Source organism: Candidatus Avoscillospira sp. LCP25S3_F1 (assembly GCF_052117125.1).
Lineage (GTDB): Bacteria > Bacillota > Clostridia > Oscillospirales > Oscillospiraceae > Avoscillospira_A.
Genome location: NZ_JBQKJT010000006.1, coordinates 25,634 through 41,874 on the forward strand (window position 1 = coordinate 25,634; position 16,241 = coordinate 41,874).

Genomic DNA, 16,241 nt, shown 5'->3' on the forward strand with positions numbered 1-16,241 from the left:
TGCTTTCAGCCCAGCTGCTCCAGGATAGAGGTGCCAATGGAACCCTGCGGCATGGCCAGGCCGAAATTGTCGGCAATGGTGGCGCCGATCACGGCAAAGCTGTCCTGCTGCTCCAACAGGCCGCCCCGGTCCATGGATTTGGACCAGGCCAGCAGGGGCACATACTCTCTGGTGTGGTCGGTGCCGTGGAACGTGGGGTCGTTGCCATGGTCCGCCGTCAGCAGCAGCAGATCATCCTCCCCCAGCTTCTCCATCAGGACGCCCAGGTTTTTGTCAAACTTTTCGATCTCATGGCCGTAGCCCTCCGGATTGCGCCGGTGGCCCCACTGGGCGTCAAAGTCCACCAGATTGACGAAGCACAGGCCCCGGAACGTCCGGCCCGCCGCCTCGATGGTCTGTTCCATGCCGTGAACGGAGCTGTCGGAGTGGAACGATTCCGTGACGCCCTCGCCGCAGAAAATGTCGTTAATCTTACCGATGGCGATGACATCCAGACCGGCATCCTTCAGCACGTTGAGGGCCGTGGGGGCCGTGGGCTTCAAGGCGTAGTCGTGGCGGTTGCTGGTGCGGCGGAATTCGCCGGGCTTGTTGCCCACATAGGGCCGGGCGATGACGCGGCCCACCTTCCACTCGTCCCGCAGCGTCAGCTCCCGGGCGATTTCACAGCAGCGGTACAGGTTTTGCAGGTCGAAGGTCTCTTCGTGGCCGCAGATTTGCAGCACCGAATCGGCGGAGGTATAGACGATCATGGCGCCGGTGTTGATCTCCTCCAGACCCAGCTCGTCAATGATGGCCGTACCGCTGGCGCTCTTGTTGCCGATGACCCGCTTGCCGCAGCGCTTTTCCAGCTCGGCAATGAGTTCCGGCGGGAACCCCGTATCGGTAAAGGTCTGGAAGGGCTTTTGCGTATAAATGCCCATCATCTCCCAGTGGCCTGTCATGGTGTCCTTGCCGTTGCTGGCCTCGGACAGCCGCAGGCAGCGGGCCAGGGGCGCGCCGGTGCCGGTCATCTGACCTCCGGTGTGCAGGTCCAGCAGACCCAGCTTCCGCAGGTTGGGCATATCCAGGGTGCCCATATGATCGAGAATGTGACCCAGGGTGTCGGCGCCCTCGTCGCCAAAGCGGGCGGCGTCGGGCATCTGCCCGATGCCCAGGGAGTCCAGCACAATGGTAAAAATGCGGTTGTATCGTTTCATTGCGTATCCCCTTTGCGGTAGGAAAGTTATGCCAAATTGTCCGGGCCAAAGCCCAGGGGCAGCAGTTCTTTGAGGGTGTAGACGCGATAGTCCTCGGTGGAAACGGCCAGAATGATCTGGAAGGTCTCCGGGTTGCAGAACTCCATCATCACCTGCCGGCAGACGCCGCAGGGGGCCGTGTAGCCCTTGAGGACCCCGTCGGGACCGCCCACAATGCAGATGGCGTCGAACTGGCGTTCGCCCTCGCTGACGGCCTTGAAGAACGCGGTCCGCTCGGCGCAGTTGGTGGGACCATAGGCGGCGTTCTCAATGTTGCAGCCCGTGTACACCTTGCCGTCCCGGGTCAGCAGGGCCGCGCCCACCCGGAAGTTGGAGTATGGCACATAGGAAAAGCGCATCTGTTCGATGGCCTTTTGAATCAGCTCCTGAATGCGGCTTTTGTCCATACGCGTTCCCTCGCTCAATAGCCCGTGGCCTCTTCCTGGCGGATGAGCTTCACGATGCGGCTGGTGCCCAGGCGGTCGGCGCCCAGGGACAGGAACTTCTCGGCGTCATCCAGGGAGGAAATGCCGCCGGCGGCCTTCATTTTGACGTTGGGGCCGATGTGCTTGGCAAACAGTTCGATGTCGGCAAAGGTTGCGCCGGCCTTGGAGAAGCCCGTGGAGGTCTTGATATAGTCGGCGCCGGCCTTGGTGACCAGTTCGCACATTTTGATCTTTTCCTCGTCGGTCAGCAGGCACGTCTCAATGATGACCTTGAGAATCTTGTCGCCGCAGGCGGCCTTGAGGGTGCGGATCTCGTTTTCCACCTGCTCATAGAGGCCGTCCTTGAGCCAGCCGATGTTGATGACCATGTCGATCTCTTGGGCGCCGTTGGCCAGAGCCTCTTTCGTCTCAAATTCCTTGGCGGCGGTGGTCATGTTGCCGTTGGGGAAACCCACCACGGTGCAGACGGGGATGCGGCCTTTGAGATAGTCGGCGGCCTGCTTCACATAGCAGGGCGGAATGCAGACGGACGCGGTGCCGTATTCCACGGCGTCGTCGCAGATCTTGCGGATTTCGCCCCAGGTGGCTGTCTGCGTCAGCAGGGTGTGATCCACATGGCGCAGGATTTCTTTATGATCCATGGAAAAAACTCCTTTACTCGGTTATTTTTGTTCCCGGTCCTGGCGGATCAGGTCGCGGATGGCCTCCACGGACACCCGGATAGCCATATCGGTGTCGTGGGCCACGGGATTGGGCAGATTCATCTTTTCCCGTTCCTGATTGGCAACCACCAGGAAGCAGGAGCCCACCCGGACGTGGAGATAGCTGCCGACGACAAACAGGGCCGCCGATTCCATCTCCGAAGCCATGCAGCCCAGACGCTTCCAGGCTTCCCACTTGTTCATCAACTCGTAGCTGACGGGCTTGGTCTCCGGCTCATGCTGGCCGTAGAACGCGTCCTTGCACTGGACCACGCCGGTGTGGAAGGGATATCCCATGGACCGGGCGGCATTGACCAGGGCATTGGTCACATTGAGGTCGGGGACGGCGGGGAACTCCATGGGGGCGTATTCCCGGCTGGTACCCTCCATGCGGATGGCGCCGGTGGCCACTACCACGTCGCCGCTCTTGACGTCCAGCTGCATACCGCCGCAGGTGCCGATGCGGATAAAGGTATCCGCACCGCAGCGGTAGAGCTCTTCCATGGCGATGGAGGCCGAAGGGCCGCCGATGCCGGTGGAAGTGACGCTGACCTTGACGCCATCCAGCGTTCCGGTATAGGTGATATACTCCCGGTTGTCGGCAATGAGCACCGGGTCATCGAAATACTGGGCGATCTTGGCGCACCGCTTGGGGTCGCCGGGGAGGATCACATAGCGGCCGATCTCGCCGCTGGCCACCTGGATATGATACTGGCGGCTGGCGTCCTCGGAATAATTTTTCATGGAAGGAGAGCTCCTTTCGCTGAGAGATGGAAAACTTGCTTAACGCTGGCCCTTATCGTAGGGGATGCCCTCGGCCTTGGGGGCCTTGGATTTGCCGGAGACGAACACCAGCACGATCAGGGAGATGATATAGGGCAGCATATTGTAAACGGTGTTGGGCAGGTTCAGGGCCACCAGCACATCGAAGCCGGTGTACACATTGGACAGCGCGCGGAACAAGCCGAAGAGCAGCGCAGCCAGACCGATGTTGACGGGTTTCCACTGGCCGAAGATCATAACGGCCAGAGCCAGGAAGCCGAAGCCGGCCACGCCGTTTTCAAACTTCCACTCGCTGACACCGGCGGTGATGTAGACCAGACCGCCGAGACCGCCCAACGCACCGGAGATCAGCACGCCGGCATAGCGCATCTTGTAGACGTTGATGCCCACGGAGTCGGCCGCCTGGGGATGCTCGCCGCAGGCGCACAGCCGCAGGCCGAAGCGGGTCTTGTAGAGGACGATATAGGCAGCGATAAGGACCAGGAAAGCCACCAGCATAAACCAGTTGAATTCAAAGCTGCCGATGTTGGTGGTAAAGGCCTTCTTGGCCGTGCCGTAGGCCACGGTGGTGGAGACGTTGTTGATGTCTTCGGCCATGTTGATGGCGCGGACCAGGACCACGGCGGCGGCGGGGCCCAGCAGGTTCAGGGCCGTACCAACCAGGGTCTGATCGGCGTTGAAGCGGATGGCCGCCACGCCCAGCAGCAGAGAGAAGATCATACCCACCACGACGCAGGCCAGGATGACGATGAGAAGCACCAGAGCCGCGTTCAGATCGGCGGGCAGATACTTCATAGTCAGCGCGCCGCCGAGGGCGCCCATGACCATGATGCCCTCCAGACCGATGTTGATAACGCCGCTGTGCTCGGAGAAGCAGCCGCCCAGGGCCACCAGAACCAGCACCGAGGCAAAGATCAAAGTATATTGCAGCAGCAAGATCATTGGGCCTTGCCTCCTTTCTCTTGGGCCGCGGCCCGCTTTTCATCCCGCTTGTCCAGGAGCCGGCCCAGCCAGCCCTTGAAGAAGAAGACGAAGCCGCAGAGGTAGATGATGAACGCGGAAATCAGGTCGGAAATCTGGGCGCTGTACATGGCTTTGTCCACGTAGCTGCCGCCGCTGGTGATGTGCTGAATGAAGTAGGAAGAGAAGATCGCGCCGATGGGATGGGAGCCGCCCAGGAACGCGGCGGCGATGCCGTTGAAGCCCATGGAGGGGATGCTGGTCATCTGGACCATCCACTGCTCGATGCCGCAGAGGAACAGGACGGCGGCGCCGAGACCGGCCAGTGCGCCGGAAATCATCATCGCCAGGATGATGTTGCGCTTTTCCCGCATGCCGCAGTACCGGGCGGCGTGCTTGTTGAGACCCGTGGCCTTCAGCTCAAAGCCGAACTTGGTGCGGTCCAGGAGGACCCAGACGATGATGGCCGCCAGCACGGCAAAGAGGATACCCACGGTGACAAATTCATTGTTGGAAAATATCTTGTCCAGGCCCATATTGGGCAGCAGGGCGCTGCTGTTGGCGTTGGACAGGGATTTCGTATAGGGGGTGGACTGCTCCTTGACGGTATTCAGGAGCATATTGACAGCGTAGAGGCCGATCCAGTTGAGCATGATGCAGGAAATGACCTCGTTGACGTTGAAATAGGCTTTCAGTGCGCCGGAGATGCCGCCCACCAGAGCCGCGCAGACCATGGTGGCGATGAGGCATACATACCAGGGCATATTCAGGCCCAGGGCGCAGTAGAGGGATGCGCCCGCGCCGATGACGTACTGACCGGCGACGCCGATGTTGAACAGGCCCACCTTCCAGGCGAAGAGCACCGACAGGGAGCACACCAGCAGGGCCGACGCCTTGACCAGAGTGGTACCCAGGTACTTCAGGACCGCCACATGGCTGGGATAATAGAAGTAGTTCTTCAAAATGGCGGCAATGGCGCCGCCCGCACCGGCGGGGTTGATGATCAGCAGCACCACATAGCCGATGAGCAGGCCGATGGCGATGCACAGCAGGGACCCGATGATGGTCTGGACGCCGCTGTTGCGCAGAAGGCTTTCTCTCTTGCGGTCAGTTTGCACGGTCCTGCGCCTCCTTTCTCTTGGAACCGGCCATGTAGAGGCCCAGTTCTTCCACACTTACCTGCTTGGGGTCGAATTCACCGACGATCTCGCCTTCGTAGAGGACGAGAATCCGGTCGGACACGTTCATGACTTCGTCCAGCTCCAGGCTCACCAGCAGCACGCCCTTTCCGGCGTCCCGCTGGGCCACCAGCTGCTTATGGATGTATTCGATGGCGCCCACGTCCAGGCCGCGGGTGGGCTGGACGGCGATGAGGAGTTCGGGGTTCTTGTCGATCTCCCGGGCGATGATGGCTTTCTGCTGGTTGCCGCCGGACATGGACCGTGCCTTGGTGATGGCGCCCTGGCCGGAACGGACGTCGTACTGCTCAATGAGGCGGTCGGCATAGGCCCGGATGTTCTTGCGCTTGAGGAAGCCCAAGGGGCTGGTGAACTCCGGCTCGAAATACCGCTGGAGCACAATGTTGTCCTCCAGGGTGTAATCCAGTACCAGACCGTGCTTGTGCCGGTCCTCGGGAATGTGGCTCATACCGCTGGTGAGCCGCTTGCGGATGGGCAGATGGGTGATATCGATGCCGTTCATGACGATCTTGCCTTCCTTGAGGGGCTCCAGACCGGACAGACCGTAGACCAGCTCCGTCTGGCCGTTGCCGTCGATACCGGCGATACAGACGATTTCGCCCCGGCGGACTTGGAAAGACACGTCGTTGACGGCGTTGTTCTTATGGTGCTTGGAGGCCACGGTCATGTGCTGCACGTCCAGCACCACGTCGCCCAGCTCCACGGGGGCCTTTTCCACGACGAAGTTGACGTCGCGGCCCACCATCATGGCGGACAGGGATTCCGGCGTGGCGTCCTTGATGTCCACGGTGCCGATGTACTTGCCCTTGCGCAGCACCGTACAGCGGTCGGCCACCTGCATGATTTCCGCCAGCTTGTGGGTGATGAAGAGAATGCTCTTGCCCTCGGCGGCCAGATTCTTCATGATGGTCATGAGCTCCTGGATTTCCTGCGGCGTCAGCACGGCGGTGGGCTCGTCGAAAATCAGGATTTCATTGTCCCGGTACAGCATCTTGAGGATCTCGGTCCGCTGCTGCATACCCACGGTGATGTCCTCGATGATGGCGTCGGGGTCCACGGACAGGCCGTACTGCTCCGACAGGGCCAAAACCTTTTTCCGGGCCTCGGCCTTCTGGAGGAAGCCGCCCTTGGTGGTTTCCGCGCCGAGGATGATGTTGTCCAGAACGCTGAAGCATTCCACCAGCTTGAAGTGCTGGTGTACCATGCCGATGCCCAACGCGTTGGCGTCGTTGGGGTCGTGGATGGTGACGGTCTTGCCGTCCTTGCGGATTTCGCCCTCCTCCGGCTGGTAGAGTCCGAAGAGAACGCTCATCAGGGTGGACTTGCCGGCGCCGTTTTCGCCCAGCAGTGCGTGAATCTCACCCTTTTTCAGCTGTAAAGTGATATCGTCGTTGGCGATGATGCCCGGAAATTTCTTGGTGATATGCAGCATTTCGATTGCATACTGTTCCATTCTTTACATACACCCCCCTGTTAGTGTGCAGGTTTCTGCGGCAGCACCACGCAATTGTGCCTGCGGTCCTGACCGGCCCTTTTTGTCCAATTATGCGGTGTTGCCCTTTTTAAAAAAGGGAGCGGGAACGCCCCACTCCCTTTCGGTTGCCGGTGATTTACTTGATGCTGCCGTAGTCGTTGACAGTGATGGTGGTGGCGGGCATGGCGGAGGTATCGTTGGAAACGGTGACCTTGCCGTCAAACATATCCTTCACCAGGGCACGGTAGTCCTCTTCGGTGTAGGTGTCGCTCCACTGGGTGGACTCGATGGGCAGCTGGACATAGTTCTCTTCCACAACCTCGGAAATCAGGCCCAGGCTCTCGATCTTGCCAACGTGCTCGCTCCACTTGCCGTCCTTGATGTCGGTGAGGACATTCTTGACGGTGGTGGCCAGGCCCTTCATGGCAGAGGTGACGGTGATGCCATCGCCGTAGGCGGCGTCGATAATGGGAGCCTGATCGCTGTCAACACCGATGACCTTGCCGCCGACCTTCTGCGCAGCTTCCGCAGCGGAGGTGTAGATGCCGCCGCCGCAGGCGAAGACGACCTCTACATCACGGGAGTTGTACCAGGTGTCCATGTAAGCGGTGATGTCGGCGTCGCCGTAGAACTGGCCGCCCACAACGTACTCGACGGTGACCTCATTCTCGATGCCCAGCTCCTTGGCAGCAGCGTCGGCGCCCTGCACATAGCCGTAGCCGAAGCGGGTAACGGCGGGAACGGCCATGCCGCCCAGGAAGCCCAGGTGCTTGTAGCCCAGCTTGACGGCGGTGTAACCGGCCATGTAACCGGAAATGGCCTCCTGATAAGTGGCGCAGTAGACGTTGTCGGTGTTGTAGTACTCGGTCACGTCGTAGTCATCGGGGTTGTAGGTGTAGCCCTCGCCCACGGCGTTCTCCAGGATGTCGCCGGCGCCCACGTCCAGGGCGATGAACTTGACATCGGGATACATCTCAGCCTGATCGACAACGGTGGCGGCGAACAGGTAGCCGGGCAGCAGAATCACGTTGGCGCCGGCGGCCACAGCCTGATCGACGCTGGCGTTACGGGCTTCGGTGGAGTCGCTCTCAGGCTTGTAGTAGGTGAAGGGAACGCCGTTTTCCTCGGCCCAGGCCTTGGCAGATTCGTAGGTGGTCTGGTTGAAGCTCTGGTCGGTGATATCGCCGGAGTCGGTGACCATGGCGATGTTCATGTCGGTGACAGCAGCATTGTCGCCGGTCTCGCCGCCGGTCTCGCCGCCGGTCTCCGTACCGGTCTGGGCGCCGGTCTCGGCATTGTCACTGCTGGGGGTGGTGGCGTCCTTGCCGCCGCAGGCAGCCATGGACATCAGCATGGCGATAGCAAGAAGCGCGGTCAGGATTCTTTTTTTCATGTGTTCATCCTCCTAATTTTTTTGTCAGAAACGTGTCGTATGTGTCGCGGACCGTCCGGTCCGCAGATTCAACTGGACTGTTGTCTCTTTCTGGCTTGATTATAGCATGGCCGCCGTCGCGATTATAGGACTAGTGTCCTTTTTTGGCGATAAAACTGGTATTTCATTTACTATCGCCATTTTGGCCACCATATTTCTGTGTATTATGTCCAATACTTTTTAGCTTCTATGCGGGTATTCCCCAGGAAATGGTAGGAATTTCACCGTCCGACGGGCCGGAAACCACAAAAAAAGCCGCCTCCACCTTGGGGCGGAGGCGGCGGCGTCCTTTAAAAAAGGACTTCATTCCATTGCTGTAATGTCCGAACGAGACAGTTAAAAGCTGGCGATGGTATCGGCGTCCAGACGGGTGAGAATCTCGCAGGCCAGCTTCACGGCGTTGTCAAAATCGGCGTAGGCGGACATACCGTAGTGGGTGTGGGCGTAGCGGACAGGCACGCCGATGACGATGACCGGCACGGCCTTTTCCGTCAGATGGATGGCGGCGCCGTTGGTGGAACCGGCGGCGCGGACAGCCTCCTGGACAGGGATTTTCAGCTGCTCGGCCAGGTCCAGGGCGTAGCGCTGGTACCGGGGATTGGTGATCATCCGGGCGTCCACATGGCGCAGCATGGGGCCGCGCTTGATGGCGGTCTGGACCATGTAAGGCTCCACACAGGTGTCGTCGGCGGGGCAGCCCTCAAAGACGATGGCCAGGTCCGGCTTGATGACCTGGGAGGTGACGGTAGCGCCGCGGACGCCGACCTCTTCCTGGGCAGCGCAGGCACCCACCACGTCCACGTTCAGGTCCTTGCCCTGGAGGGTGTGGAGCGTCTTGAGGATGGCGGCGCAGCCCAGGCGGCAGTCGAAGCTCTTGCCCACCATCAGGTCTGTGTTCTCGTCATAGGTGAAGGTCACGTCGGGGGCCACCGGCTCGCCGATGCGGATGCCGTAAACCTCCATGGCCTCCTCCCGGGAGGTGGCGCCCACATCCACGGTGATGTGGGACATATCCAGTGGAGCCTTCCGCTCGGCCTCGCTCATGAAGTGGGGCGGCTTGCTGGCGGTGAGGCCGGGGATGTACTTGCCCCAGCGGTTGCGGACCCAGACCTTGTGGGCGGGAATGTTGTGGGTCACCCAGCCGCCCAGGGGAATGATCCGCAGGGTGCCGTTGGGGCAGATGGCCTGGACCATGAAGCCCACTTCGTCGCTGTGGGCATCCAGCTGCACCACGGGACGGCTGCCGGTGTTGCCCTGACGGCGGATGTAGAAGTTCCGCATCCGGTCCATGTGGGTCTCGCCCAGACCCTCGGCGTAGGGCCGGATGGCGGCCACCACGTCGTCTTCAAAGCCGGAGACGCCGTTGGCGTTGGAAATGGCCGCGATCATCTCCAGAGTGGTTTTCTTATCCATAGCGATTCCTTTCCGGGCTCAGCCCAGCTTGACCTTCTTGAACTCTTCCATGAACTCCACGATGTAGTCGGCGGAAGCCTGCAGCATCTCGCGGCCCCACTCCTCGGTGGCGGTGTTGGGATGATCGGGCCCGATCCAGCCGCTGTCGGTGATGTGGGTGACGCTTCTGGGAATCTCCACGGAAACGCCCTTGAACTCCACGGAACGGAAGCCGGTGGCCTTGAGGTTGTCGCTCAGGTGGTAGAACTTCAGCTCGCCGCCGATCTCGCTCTTGTCCACCAGGGAGGGATCGATGCCCAGGATGGCAGCCGTCTCCTCGCCGCCGCCGTGGCCGCCCTTCCAGGCGGGGTTCAGGTCCCAGGCCATGAGCCACCAGTTGAGCATGGCCACCAGGCAGCCCTTCTTTTCATAGTCCAGAGCCAGACGTTCGATGGTCTTGATGTTGCCGCCGTGGCCGTTGAGGAAGACGAACTTTCTGGCGCCGTGCTTGTACAGGCTCTGGAATATCTGATTGCAGAACTGATAGAGGATGTCGCAGTCGATGTCGATGGTGCCGGGATAGTCGGACAGGCTCTGGCAGGCGCCGTAGGGAATGGTGGGGGCGATGAGGACGTCGCTCTTCTGCTCGATCTTCTCCAGCAGATGGTCGGGAATCAGGGTGTCGGTGCCCAAGGGCATATGGCGGCCGTGGCACTCGATGCTGCCGATGCTGATGAGGACCATATCGTTGCTTTTGAAGTACGTTTCGACCTGGGGCCAGGTCATGTTGCTCAGTCTCATGGAAATTCGTCCTTTCTGAATCAATAAATCGGAGAAGATGCGGTAAAATTGGGGCCGTCAAAGAGACTGACGGCCCCAAAGGTCGGTTACTGGGCGACCTTTACGGTATCCAGATTGTGATAGCCGTTGGCGTCCATCACAAAACCCTCGACCTTCTTGTTGGCGCCCACGTTGATGGAGCTGTAGAAGATGTTCAGGTTGTTGTTGATGCCGTCCAGCTTGATGGCCAGCTCCTTGTAGAGCTCCTGACGGGTGGCCTCGTCGCTGGTGCTTCTGGCCTCTTCCACCAGGGCGTCCACTTCGGGATCGCTGAGGAAGGAACGGTTGCCGGCGGCACCCTGCTGAGAGGAGTGCTCCAGGGAGTAGTAGGTGTAGTCGGCGTCGCCGCTGGAAGTGGTCCAGCCGAAGTAAGCCATGTCGTGCTCACCGTTGGTGGTACGGCTGATATAGCTGCCGAACTCCAGAACCTCCAGGTTCACATTGACGCCGACCTGCTGGAACATGTTCTGCATGGCCTGGCACATCTCAATGCGGGACTGGTTGTCGTTGACCCACAGGGAGCAATCGAAACCGTTGGGATAACCGGCCTCGGCCAGCAGCTCCTTGGCCTTCTCGGGGTTGTACTCACGGACGCCGGTGGAGTAGTAGCCGAAGACGCCGGGGGCAATGATGGAGTCGGCGGGTTCGCCGCTGCCGGCGTTGATGGTGTCCACCAGGGTCTGGCGGTCGATGGCGTAGCTCAGAGCCTCACGGACCAGGGGGTTGTTGAAGGGCTCCTTGTTCATGTTCAGGGAGATATACCAGCAGCTCAGAGAAGGAACCTCATAGACGGTGGTGGTGTCGTTCTCGTTGATGCGGGAGATGTCGTTGACGGCCAGATCGTAAGCCAGATCGACTTCGCCGGTCTCCAGGGCGATGGAACGCTGAGAGGCCTCGGGGATGACGCGCATGGTCAGGTTCTCGGTCTGGGGCTTGCCGGCATAGTAGTCGTCAAAGGCCTTGAGGGTGATGTGATCGCCCTGCTTCCACTCCACGAAGGTGTAGGGGCCGGAGCCGATGGGGTTGAGGATGAAGGCCTCCTCATCGGCCTCCACCACGGCCTTGGGCACGATGGCGGCGAAGGGGATGGCCAGGTTGCGCAGGGTGGGGCCGTAGGGCTCCTTGGTCTTGACGGTAACGGTGTAGTCGTCGTCGACGGTGACCGTGTCGATGAAGTCAACGATATAGGAGACAGCGGCGGAGTTAATGGCGCGCTCCAGGGAGAACTTCACGTCCTCGGCGGTCAGATCGCTGCCGTCATGGAACTTGATGCCCTGGCGGATATGAAAGACATAGGTCAGATCATCGGTCTGCTCCCAGCTCTCGGCGATCTGGCCCACGATCTCATTGGTCTCGGGGTCCACGGTCACCAGGGTGTCGAAAATCTGGCAGGTCACTTCCACCGAGGGGGTCTCCTTGCCCTGATGGGGGTCCAGAGAGGTCACGTCGGCGCCCTGGGCCCAGACCAGGGTGTCCTTGTAGCCGCTGGTGGCGGTGGTGGTGTCGCCGGTGGTGGTCGTTCCGTCGGCGGAGCCGCCGTCCTTGCTGCCGCAGGCGGCCATGCCCATCATGGTGCACAGAGCCAGCGTCGCGGCAACCAGCCGCAGAAGGTTCTTCTTCATGTTCTTTCCTCCTAAAATGCAGTTTGTTGTGGCCCTTGCGGGCCGAATTCACAACCGCGTTGCAACAACGCGACAATGACAGGATGTTGAAGCCGCAGATACCGGTTGGCGGTATTGCCTTAGAGTTCGCCCCGCTGTACCCGCAGGCAGGTGACGAAATGGTCCGGTTCCTGTTCCGTCAGGACCATATCCTGGCTGGTGCAGGCCTCGGTGGCATAGGGGCAGCGCTTGGCGAAGCGGCAGCCGGTGCCGGGGTTCACTGGGGAGGTGATCTCACCCTTCATGGTGATGCGGTTCATGGGCTTGTCGGGGTCCGGAATGGGAATGGCCGACAGCAGCGCCTGGGTGTAGGGGTGCATGGGCTTGCTGAACAGTTTATCTGCCGGAGCCTTTTCCACCATCTGGCCCAGATACATAACCAGAATGTCATCGGAGATGTATTTGACCACCGACAGGTCGTGGGTGACGAACAGATAGGTCAGTCCCAGATTGTCCTGCAAATCCTGCATCAGATTGAGGATCTGTGCCTGGATGGACACGTCCAGGGCGGAAACCGGCTCGTCGCAGACGATGAACTTGGGTTTCAAGGCCAAGGCCCGGGCGATGCCGATCCGCTGGCGGCGGCCGCCATCCAGCTCATGGGGATAGGTGTTGATGAGGCGCGAGGCCAGGCCCACCATGTCCATGATCTCCCGAACGCGCTTCTGGATGGCGTCCTTATCCTTGCGGCTGTACAGCTTCTGCACCAGCAGCGGGGCCGCGATAGCCTCGCCCACGGTCATACGGGGATTCAGGGACGCGAAGGGGTCCTGAAAAACGATCTGCATATCGCGGCGCAATGCCTTGAGCTGGGCCTTGTTCATGGCCACCACATCCTGGCCGTCAAAGACGACGGAGCCGGAGGTGGGCTCATGGAGCCGCAGGATGGCGCGGCCCATGGTGGACTTGCCGCAGCCGGACTCGCCGACGACCCCCAGGGTCTTGCCCCGGTCCAGGGTGAAGCTGATGTCGTCCACGGCGTGGAGCATACCGTTGGGTACGGGGAAGTATTTCTTCAGGTGTTCCACCCGCAGGATTTCATTGGTGGTTTCCGCCATATCACTGCGCCTCCTTCTCATACCGGAAGCAACGCACCTTGTGGCCGTCCTCCAGCTCGTACATGACCGGCAGCTCCGCACGGCACCGGTCGGTGGCGTACTTGCAGCGCTCGGCGAACTTGCAGCCCTTGGGCAGCGCCGTGGGGTCGGGCATCATGCCGTCGATGGCGGCCAGACGCTTGCTGTTGGTCTCCAGACGGGGCACGGAGCCGAACAGGCCCTCGGTGTAGGGGTGCAGGATGTTTTTATACACCTGCTGCAAGGTGCCGTACTCCACGATCTCACCGGCATAGATGATGGCCACGGTATCGCAGTTCTGGGCCACAACGCCCAGATCGTGGGTGATCAGCAGCATGGCCGTGTTGTTTTTGACCTTCAGGCCGTGGATCATCTCCAAAACCTGGGCCTGGATGGTCACGTCCAACGCCGTGGTGGGCTCGTCGGCAATGAGCAGCTGGGGGTTGCAGGCCAGGGCGATGGCGATCACCACACGCTGCTTCATGCCGCCGGAGAACTGGTGGGGATAGTCGTCGTAACGGCTGGCCACAATGCCCACCATCTCCAGCATCTCCTCGGCCTGCTTGCGGCTCTCGGCCTTGGACAGGTTCGGGTGGTGGGTGATGATGACCTCGCGGATCTGCTCGCCCACGGTCATGACCGGGTTCAGGGATGTCATGGGGTCCTGAAAGATCATGGAGATCTGGCGGCCGCGGAGGGCGCGCATCTCCTTTTCCGACAGCTCCATAATGTCGCGGCCGTCGTAAAACACCTGACCGGACACAATTTTTCCGGGGGGATTGGGAATCAGGCGCATAATGCCGCGGGCCAGGGTGGTCTTGCCGGCGCCGGTCTCGCCCACCAGACCCAGGGACTCACCCTTGCGCAGCTGCAAGTACGCGCCGTTGAGCGCTTCGGTGACGCCGTCGTCCGTGGCGTAAATGATGCTCAGGTCTCTAATATCCAATAAGATATCCGACATATCGGTATCGTACCTCCTCTTAGTCTCCAACGGGTGCTCAGTTCTTCATGCGGGGGTCCAGGGCGTCGCGCAGACCGTCGCCCATGAGGTTCAGGGAGAGAATGGTCAGCATGATGCCGAGACCGGGGATGACGGTCACATGCCAGGCATCGCGGAAGTAGGTCCGGGCGTTGGACAGCATGGCGCCCCACTCCGGTGTGGGCGGCTGGATGCCCAGACCCAGGAAGGACAGACCGGCAATGGAGAGGATGGCGCCGGCCAGACCCAGGGTGGCCTGTACGATGATGGGCGCCATGGCGTTGGGGACAATGTATTTAAAGATGATCTCCCGGTCGTTGCAGCCGATGGAACGGGCCGCCTCAATGAACTCCTGGTCTTTCACCGTCAGCACCGAGGCGCGGACCGTTCGGGCAAAGGTTGGGATATAGGCGATGCCGATGGCGATGAGGACGTTGACCAGGCTGGTGCCCAGGGCCGCCACAATGGCCGTGGCCAGCAGCATGGAGGGAATGGCCAGCAGAATGTCCATGAAGCGCATGAGCACCGTGTCGATGATCTTGCCGTAGTAGCCGGCCAGAGCGCCCAGGGCGCCGCCGATGATCAGGGAGAAGATGATGGCGATGCCGCCCATGAACAGGGAGTAGCGGACGCCCCACAGCATACGCATGAGGATGTCGCGGCCGTACTCATCCTGGCCGAAGGGGTGTTTCAGGCTGGGACCCTGGAGGCGTTCCACCAGGTTCTGGCTGGTGACGTAGGTGTTGTAAAATTCCTTCTGGGTCACCGCGTCGATGACCAGGGTGGCGACGGCAATGAGGACCAGCAGACACAGGAAGGTCAGTCCGGCCATGGCCGTGCGGTTTTTGCGGAAGCGTCTCCAGGCGTCCTGCCACAGAGAGCGTTGGGTGTTGGTTTTGGTCTTTTCCATGGCTGATCACCGTCCCTTCTTCTTATACTGCGATTTGATGCGGGGGTCCACAAAGGAATAGATGATATCCACCACCAGATTCACCAGGGTGAACATGGTCGCCATGACCACTACGCAGCCCATGACCATGGGAATGTCCTTGGACTTGATGTTTTCCACCATCAGACGGCCCAGGCCCGGCCAGGAAAAGACGGTCTCGGCCAGCATGGCGCCGCCCAGCAGGTTGCCGAACTGCAATCCCACGGCGGTGATAATGGGAATCAGGGCGTTGCGCAGCATATGCTGAAAGGTGACGACGCGCTCGCTGACGCCTTTGGCCCGGGCCGTGGAGATATAGTCCTGCCGGATGACCTCCAGCATGGAGGACCGGGTCATACGGGCCACCATGGCCGCCGAGTTCATACCCAGCGTCAGGGAGGGGAGAATCAGGCTCAGGACCAGGGGGCCGAATCCCGATCCCATGCCCTGGGACGGCAGCCATCCCAAGTTGACCGCGAAGATCAGGACCAGCAGAAGACCCGACCAGAAGTTTGGCATGGACACGCCCACCAGGGCCACCACCATGGACACGTTATCCAACAGGGAGTACTGTTTTCGCGCCGATATGATGCCGATGGGAATGCCGATGACCAGCGCCACCAGAATGCCGCAGGCTGCCAGCAGCGCCGTGTTGGGCAGACGGTCGACCACCTGATCCCAGACGGAGATGCTGTTGCGGTAGGACAGGCCCAGATCACCCTGTGCCAGACCCACCATGTAGTCGGCATAGCGGACCAGCAGCGGATCGTTGAGGCCCAGCTCTTCCCGCTTCATCTCCAGGGCCTCCGCCGTGGCCTGATCGCCAAGGATGATGGCCGCCGGATCACCGGGGGACAGGTTCAGGATAAAGAACACGATGAACGTAACGCCGATGATGACGGGTATCAGCATCAGCAGTCGCTTGACGATGTACTTGAACATTTTTTGGACTACCTCCCATGTCTTCTGATCGGGATTCGTTTTGGACAGGCGACCGGCCCCGCTGTCCTGCAACGTTGTCGAAATTATAATACAATTTTTCATATATTGTCAACAATATATTTCTTTATAAAACACCCTTTTCTTTTTGTCGACTTCATATTATAATAGAGGGTGTAGAACAAATCGGGCCAAT

General features: G+C 60.4%; 15 protein-coding genes. All 15 read right to left on the reverse strand.

Annotated elements, in window-relative coordinates:
* Positions 1–5: 5 nt before the first annotated feature.
* The 15 genes from ACTQ33_RS06615 to ACTQ33_RS06685 all read right to left on the reverse strand — a co-directional run bounded on the left by ACTQ33_RS06615 (position 6) and on the right by ACTQ33_RS06685 (position 16,048).
* Positions 6–1,196: a phosphopentomutase gene (locus ACTQ33_RS06615; RefSeq protein WP_441463213.1), complete on the reverse strand. Its 1,191-nt coding sequence runs from the start codon at positions 1,194–1,196 to the stop codon at positions 6–8.
* 26 nt (positions 1,197–1,222) lie between these two features.
* On the reverse strand, positions 1,223–1,642 hold the full coding sequence (locus tag ACTQ33_RS06620; protein WP_441463214.1) for a cytidine deaminase: 420 nt from the start codon (positions 1,640–1,642) through the stop codon (positions 1,223–1,225).
* 14 nt (positions 1,643–1,656) lie between these two features.
* On the reverse strand, positions 1,657–2,322 hold the full coding sequence (deoC, locus tag ACTQ33_RS06625; protein WP_441463215.1) for a deoxyribose-phosphate aldolase: 666 nt from the start codon (positions 2,320–2,322) through the stop codon (positions 1,657–1,659).
* Between the two features lie 21 nt (positions 2,323–2,343).
* On the reverse strand, positions 2,344–3,126 hold the full coding sequence (gene udp / locus ACTQ33_RS06630) for a uridine phosphorylase (RefSeq protein ID WP_441463217.1): 783 nt from the start codon (positions 3,124–3,126) through the stop codon (positions 2,344–2,346).
* Between the two features lie 39 nt (positions 3,127–3,165).
* Entirely contained in the window at positions 3,166–4,107 is a 942-nt protein-coding gene (locus ACTQ33_RS06635) for an ABC transporter permease (RefSeq protein ID WP_441463219.1), read from the reverse strand.
* A complete protein-coding gene (locus ACTQ33_RS06640) occupies positions 4,104–5,243 on the reverse strand; it encodes an ABC transporter permease (protein ID WP_441463221.1) in 1,140 nt (379 codons plus the stop codon). Before ACTQ33_RS06640 ends, ACTQ33_RS06635 begins: the two co-directional genes overlap by 4 nt.
* Positions 5,233–6,777: an ABC transporter ATP-binding protein gene (locus ACTQ33_RS06645; RefSeq protein WP_441463222.1), complete on the reverse strand. Its 1,545-nt coding sequence runs from the start codon at positions 6,775–6,777 to the stop codon at positions 5,233–5,235. The genes ACTQ33_RS06640 and ACTQ33_RS06645 overlap by 11 nt, the downstream gene beginning before the upstream one ends.
* Positions 6,778–6,934: 157 nt before the next feature.
* Positions 6,935–8,191, reverse strand: a complete 1,257-nt coding sequence (locus ACTQ33_RS06650; RefSeq protein ID WP_441463223.1) for a BMP family lipoprotein — start codon at positions 8,189–8,191, stop codon at positions 6,935–6,937.
* A 375-nt stretch (positions 8,192–8,566) separates the two neighbouring features.
* The gene (locus ACTQ33_RS06655; RefSeq protein ID WP_441463225.1) at positions 8,567–9,643 is read right to left on the reverse strand and encodes a M42 family metallopeptidase; all 1,077 of its coding nucleotides are present in this window, start codon (positions 9,641–9,643) and stop codon (positions 8,567–8,569) included.
* 18 nt (positions 9,644–9,661) lie between these two features.
* Positions 9,662–10,423, reverse strand: coding sequence for a creatininase family protein (locus ACTQ33_RS06660; protein ID WP_441463227.1), 762 nt, complete (start codon positions 10,421–10,423; stop codon positions 9,662–9,664).
* Between the two features lie 86 nt (positions 10,424–10,509).
* A complete protein-coding gene (locus ACTQ33_RS06665; protein WP_441463229.1) occupies positions 10,510–12,084 on the reverse strand; it encodes an ABC transporter substrate-binding protein in 1,575 nt (524 codons plus the stop codon).
* A gap of 119 nt (positions 12,085–12,203) precedes the next feature.
* Positions 12,204–13,181 carry an ABC transporter ATP-binding protein gene (locus ACTQ33_RS06670; protein ID WP_441463231.1) on the reverse strand — a complete coding sequence of 326 codons (978 nt, stop codon included), beginning with the start codon at positions 13,179–13,181 and terminating at the stop codon, positions 12,204–12,206.
* 1 nt (position 13,182) lies between these two features.
* Positions 13,183–14,160 (reverse strand): ABC transporter ATP-binding protein, encoded by a 978-nt coding sequence (locus ACTQ33_RS06675; RefSeq protein WP_441463233.1) that lies wholly within the window; start codon positions 14,158–14,160, stop codon positions 13,183–13,185.
* 37 nt (positions 14,161–14,197) lie between these two features.
* Positions 14,198–15,088, reverse strand: a complete 891-nt coding sequence (locus tag ACTQ33_RS06680) for an ABC transporter permease (protein ID WP_441463235.1) — start codon at positions 15,086–15,088, stop codon at positions 14,198–14,200.
* A gap of 6 nt (positions 15,089–15,094) precedes the next feature.
* Positions 15,095–16,048 carry an ABC transporter permease gene (locus ACTQ33_RS06685; protein ID WP_441463236.1) on the reverse strand — a complete coding sequence of 318 codons (954 nt, stop codon included), beginning with the start codon at positions 16,046–16,048 and terminating at the stop codon, positions 15,095–15,097.
* Positions 16,049–16,241: the final 193 nt, after the last annotated feature.

Excerpts from the sequence above, each read along its gene's own strand:
- ACTQ33_RS06615 (WP_441463213.1), bottom strand. The coding sequence starts at position 1,196 with ATGAAACGATACAACCGCATTTTTACCATTGTGCTGGACTCCCTGGGC.
- ACTQ33_RS06620 (WP_441463214.1), bottom strand. The coding sequence starts at position 1,642 with ATGGACAAAAGCCGCATTCAGGAGCTGATTCAAAAGGCCATCGAACAG.
- deoC (WP_441463215.1), bottom strand. The coding sequence starts at position 2,322 with ATGGATCATAAAGAAATCCTGCGCCATGTGGATCACACCCTGCTGACG.
- udp (WP_441463217.1), bottom strand. The coding sequence starts at position 3,126 with ATGAAAAATTATTCCGAGGACGCCAGCCGCCAGTATCATATCCAGGTG.
- ACTQ33_RS06635 (WP_441463219.1), bottom strand. The coding sequence starts at position 4,107 with ATGATCTTGCTGCTGCAATATACTTTGATCTTTGCCTCGGTGCTGGTT.
- ACTQ33_RS06645 (WP_441463222.1), bottom strand. The coding sequence starts at position 6,777 with ATGGAACAGTATGCAATCGAAATGCTGCATATCACCAAGAAATTTCCG.
- ACTQ33_RS06650 (WP_441463223.1), bottom strand. The coding sequence starts at position 8,191 with ATGAAAAAAAGAATCCTGACCGCGCTTCTTGCTATCGCCATGCTGATG.
- ACTQ33_RS06655 (WP_441463225.1), bottom strand. The coding sequence starts at position 9,643 with ATGGATAAGAAAACCACTCTGGAGATGATCGCGGCCATTTCCAACGCC.
- ACTQ33_RS06660 (WP_441463227.1), bottom strand. The coding sequence starts at position 10,423 with ATGAGACTGAGCAACATGACCTGGCCCCAGGTCGAAACGTACTTCAAA.
- ACTQ33_RS06665 (WP_441463229.1), bottom strand. The coding sequence starts at position 12,084 with ATGAAGAAGAACCTTCTGCGGCTGGTTGCCGCGACGCTGGCTCTGTGC.
- ACTQ33_RS06670 (WP_441463231.1), bottom strand. The coding sequence starts at position 13,181 with ATGGCGGAAACCACCAATGAAATCCTGCGGGTGGAACACCTGAAGAAA.
- ACTQ33_RS06675 (WP_441463233.1), bottom strand. The coding sequence starts at position 14,160 with ATGTCGGATATCTTATTGGATATTAGAGACCTGAGCATCATTTACGCC.
- ACTQ33_RS06680 (WP_441463235.1), bottom strand. The coding sequence starts at position 15,088 with ATGGAAAAGACCAAAACCAACACCCAACGCTCTCTGTGGCAGGACGCC.
- ACTQ33_RS06685 (WP_441463236.1), bottom strand. The coding sequence starts at position 16,048 with ATGTTCAAGTACATCGTCAAGCGACTGCTGATGCTGATACCCGTCATC.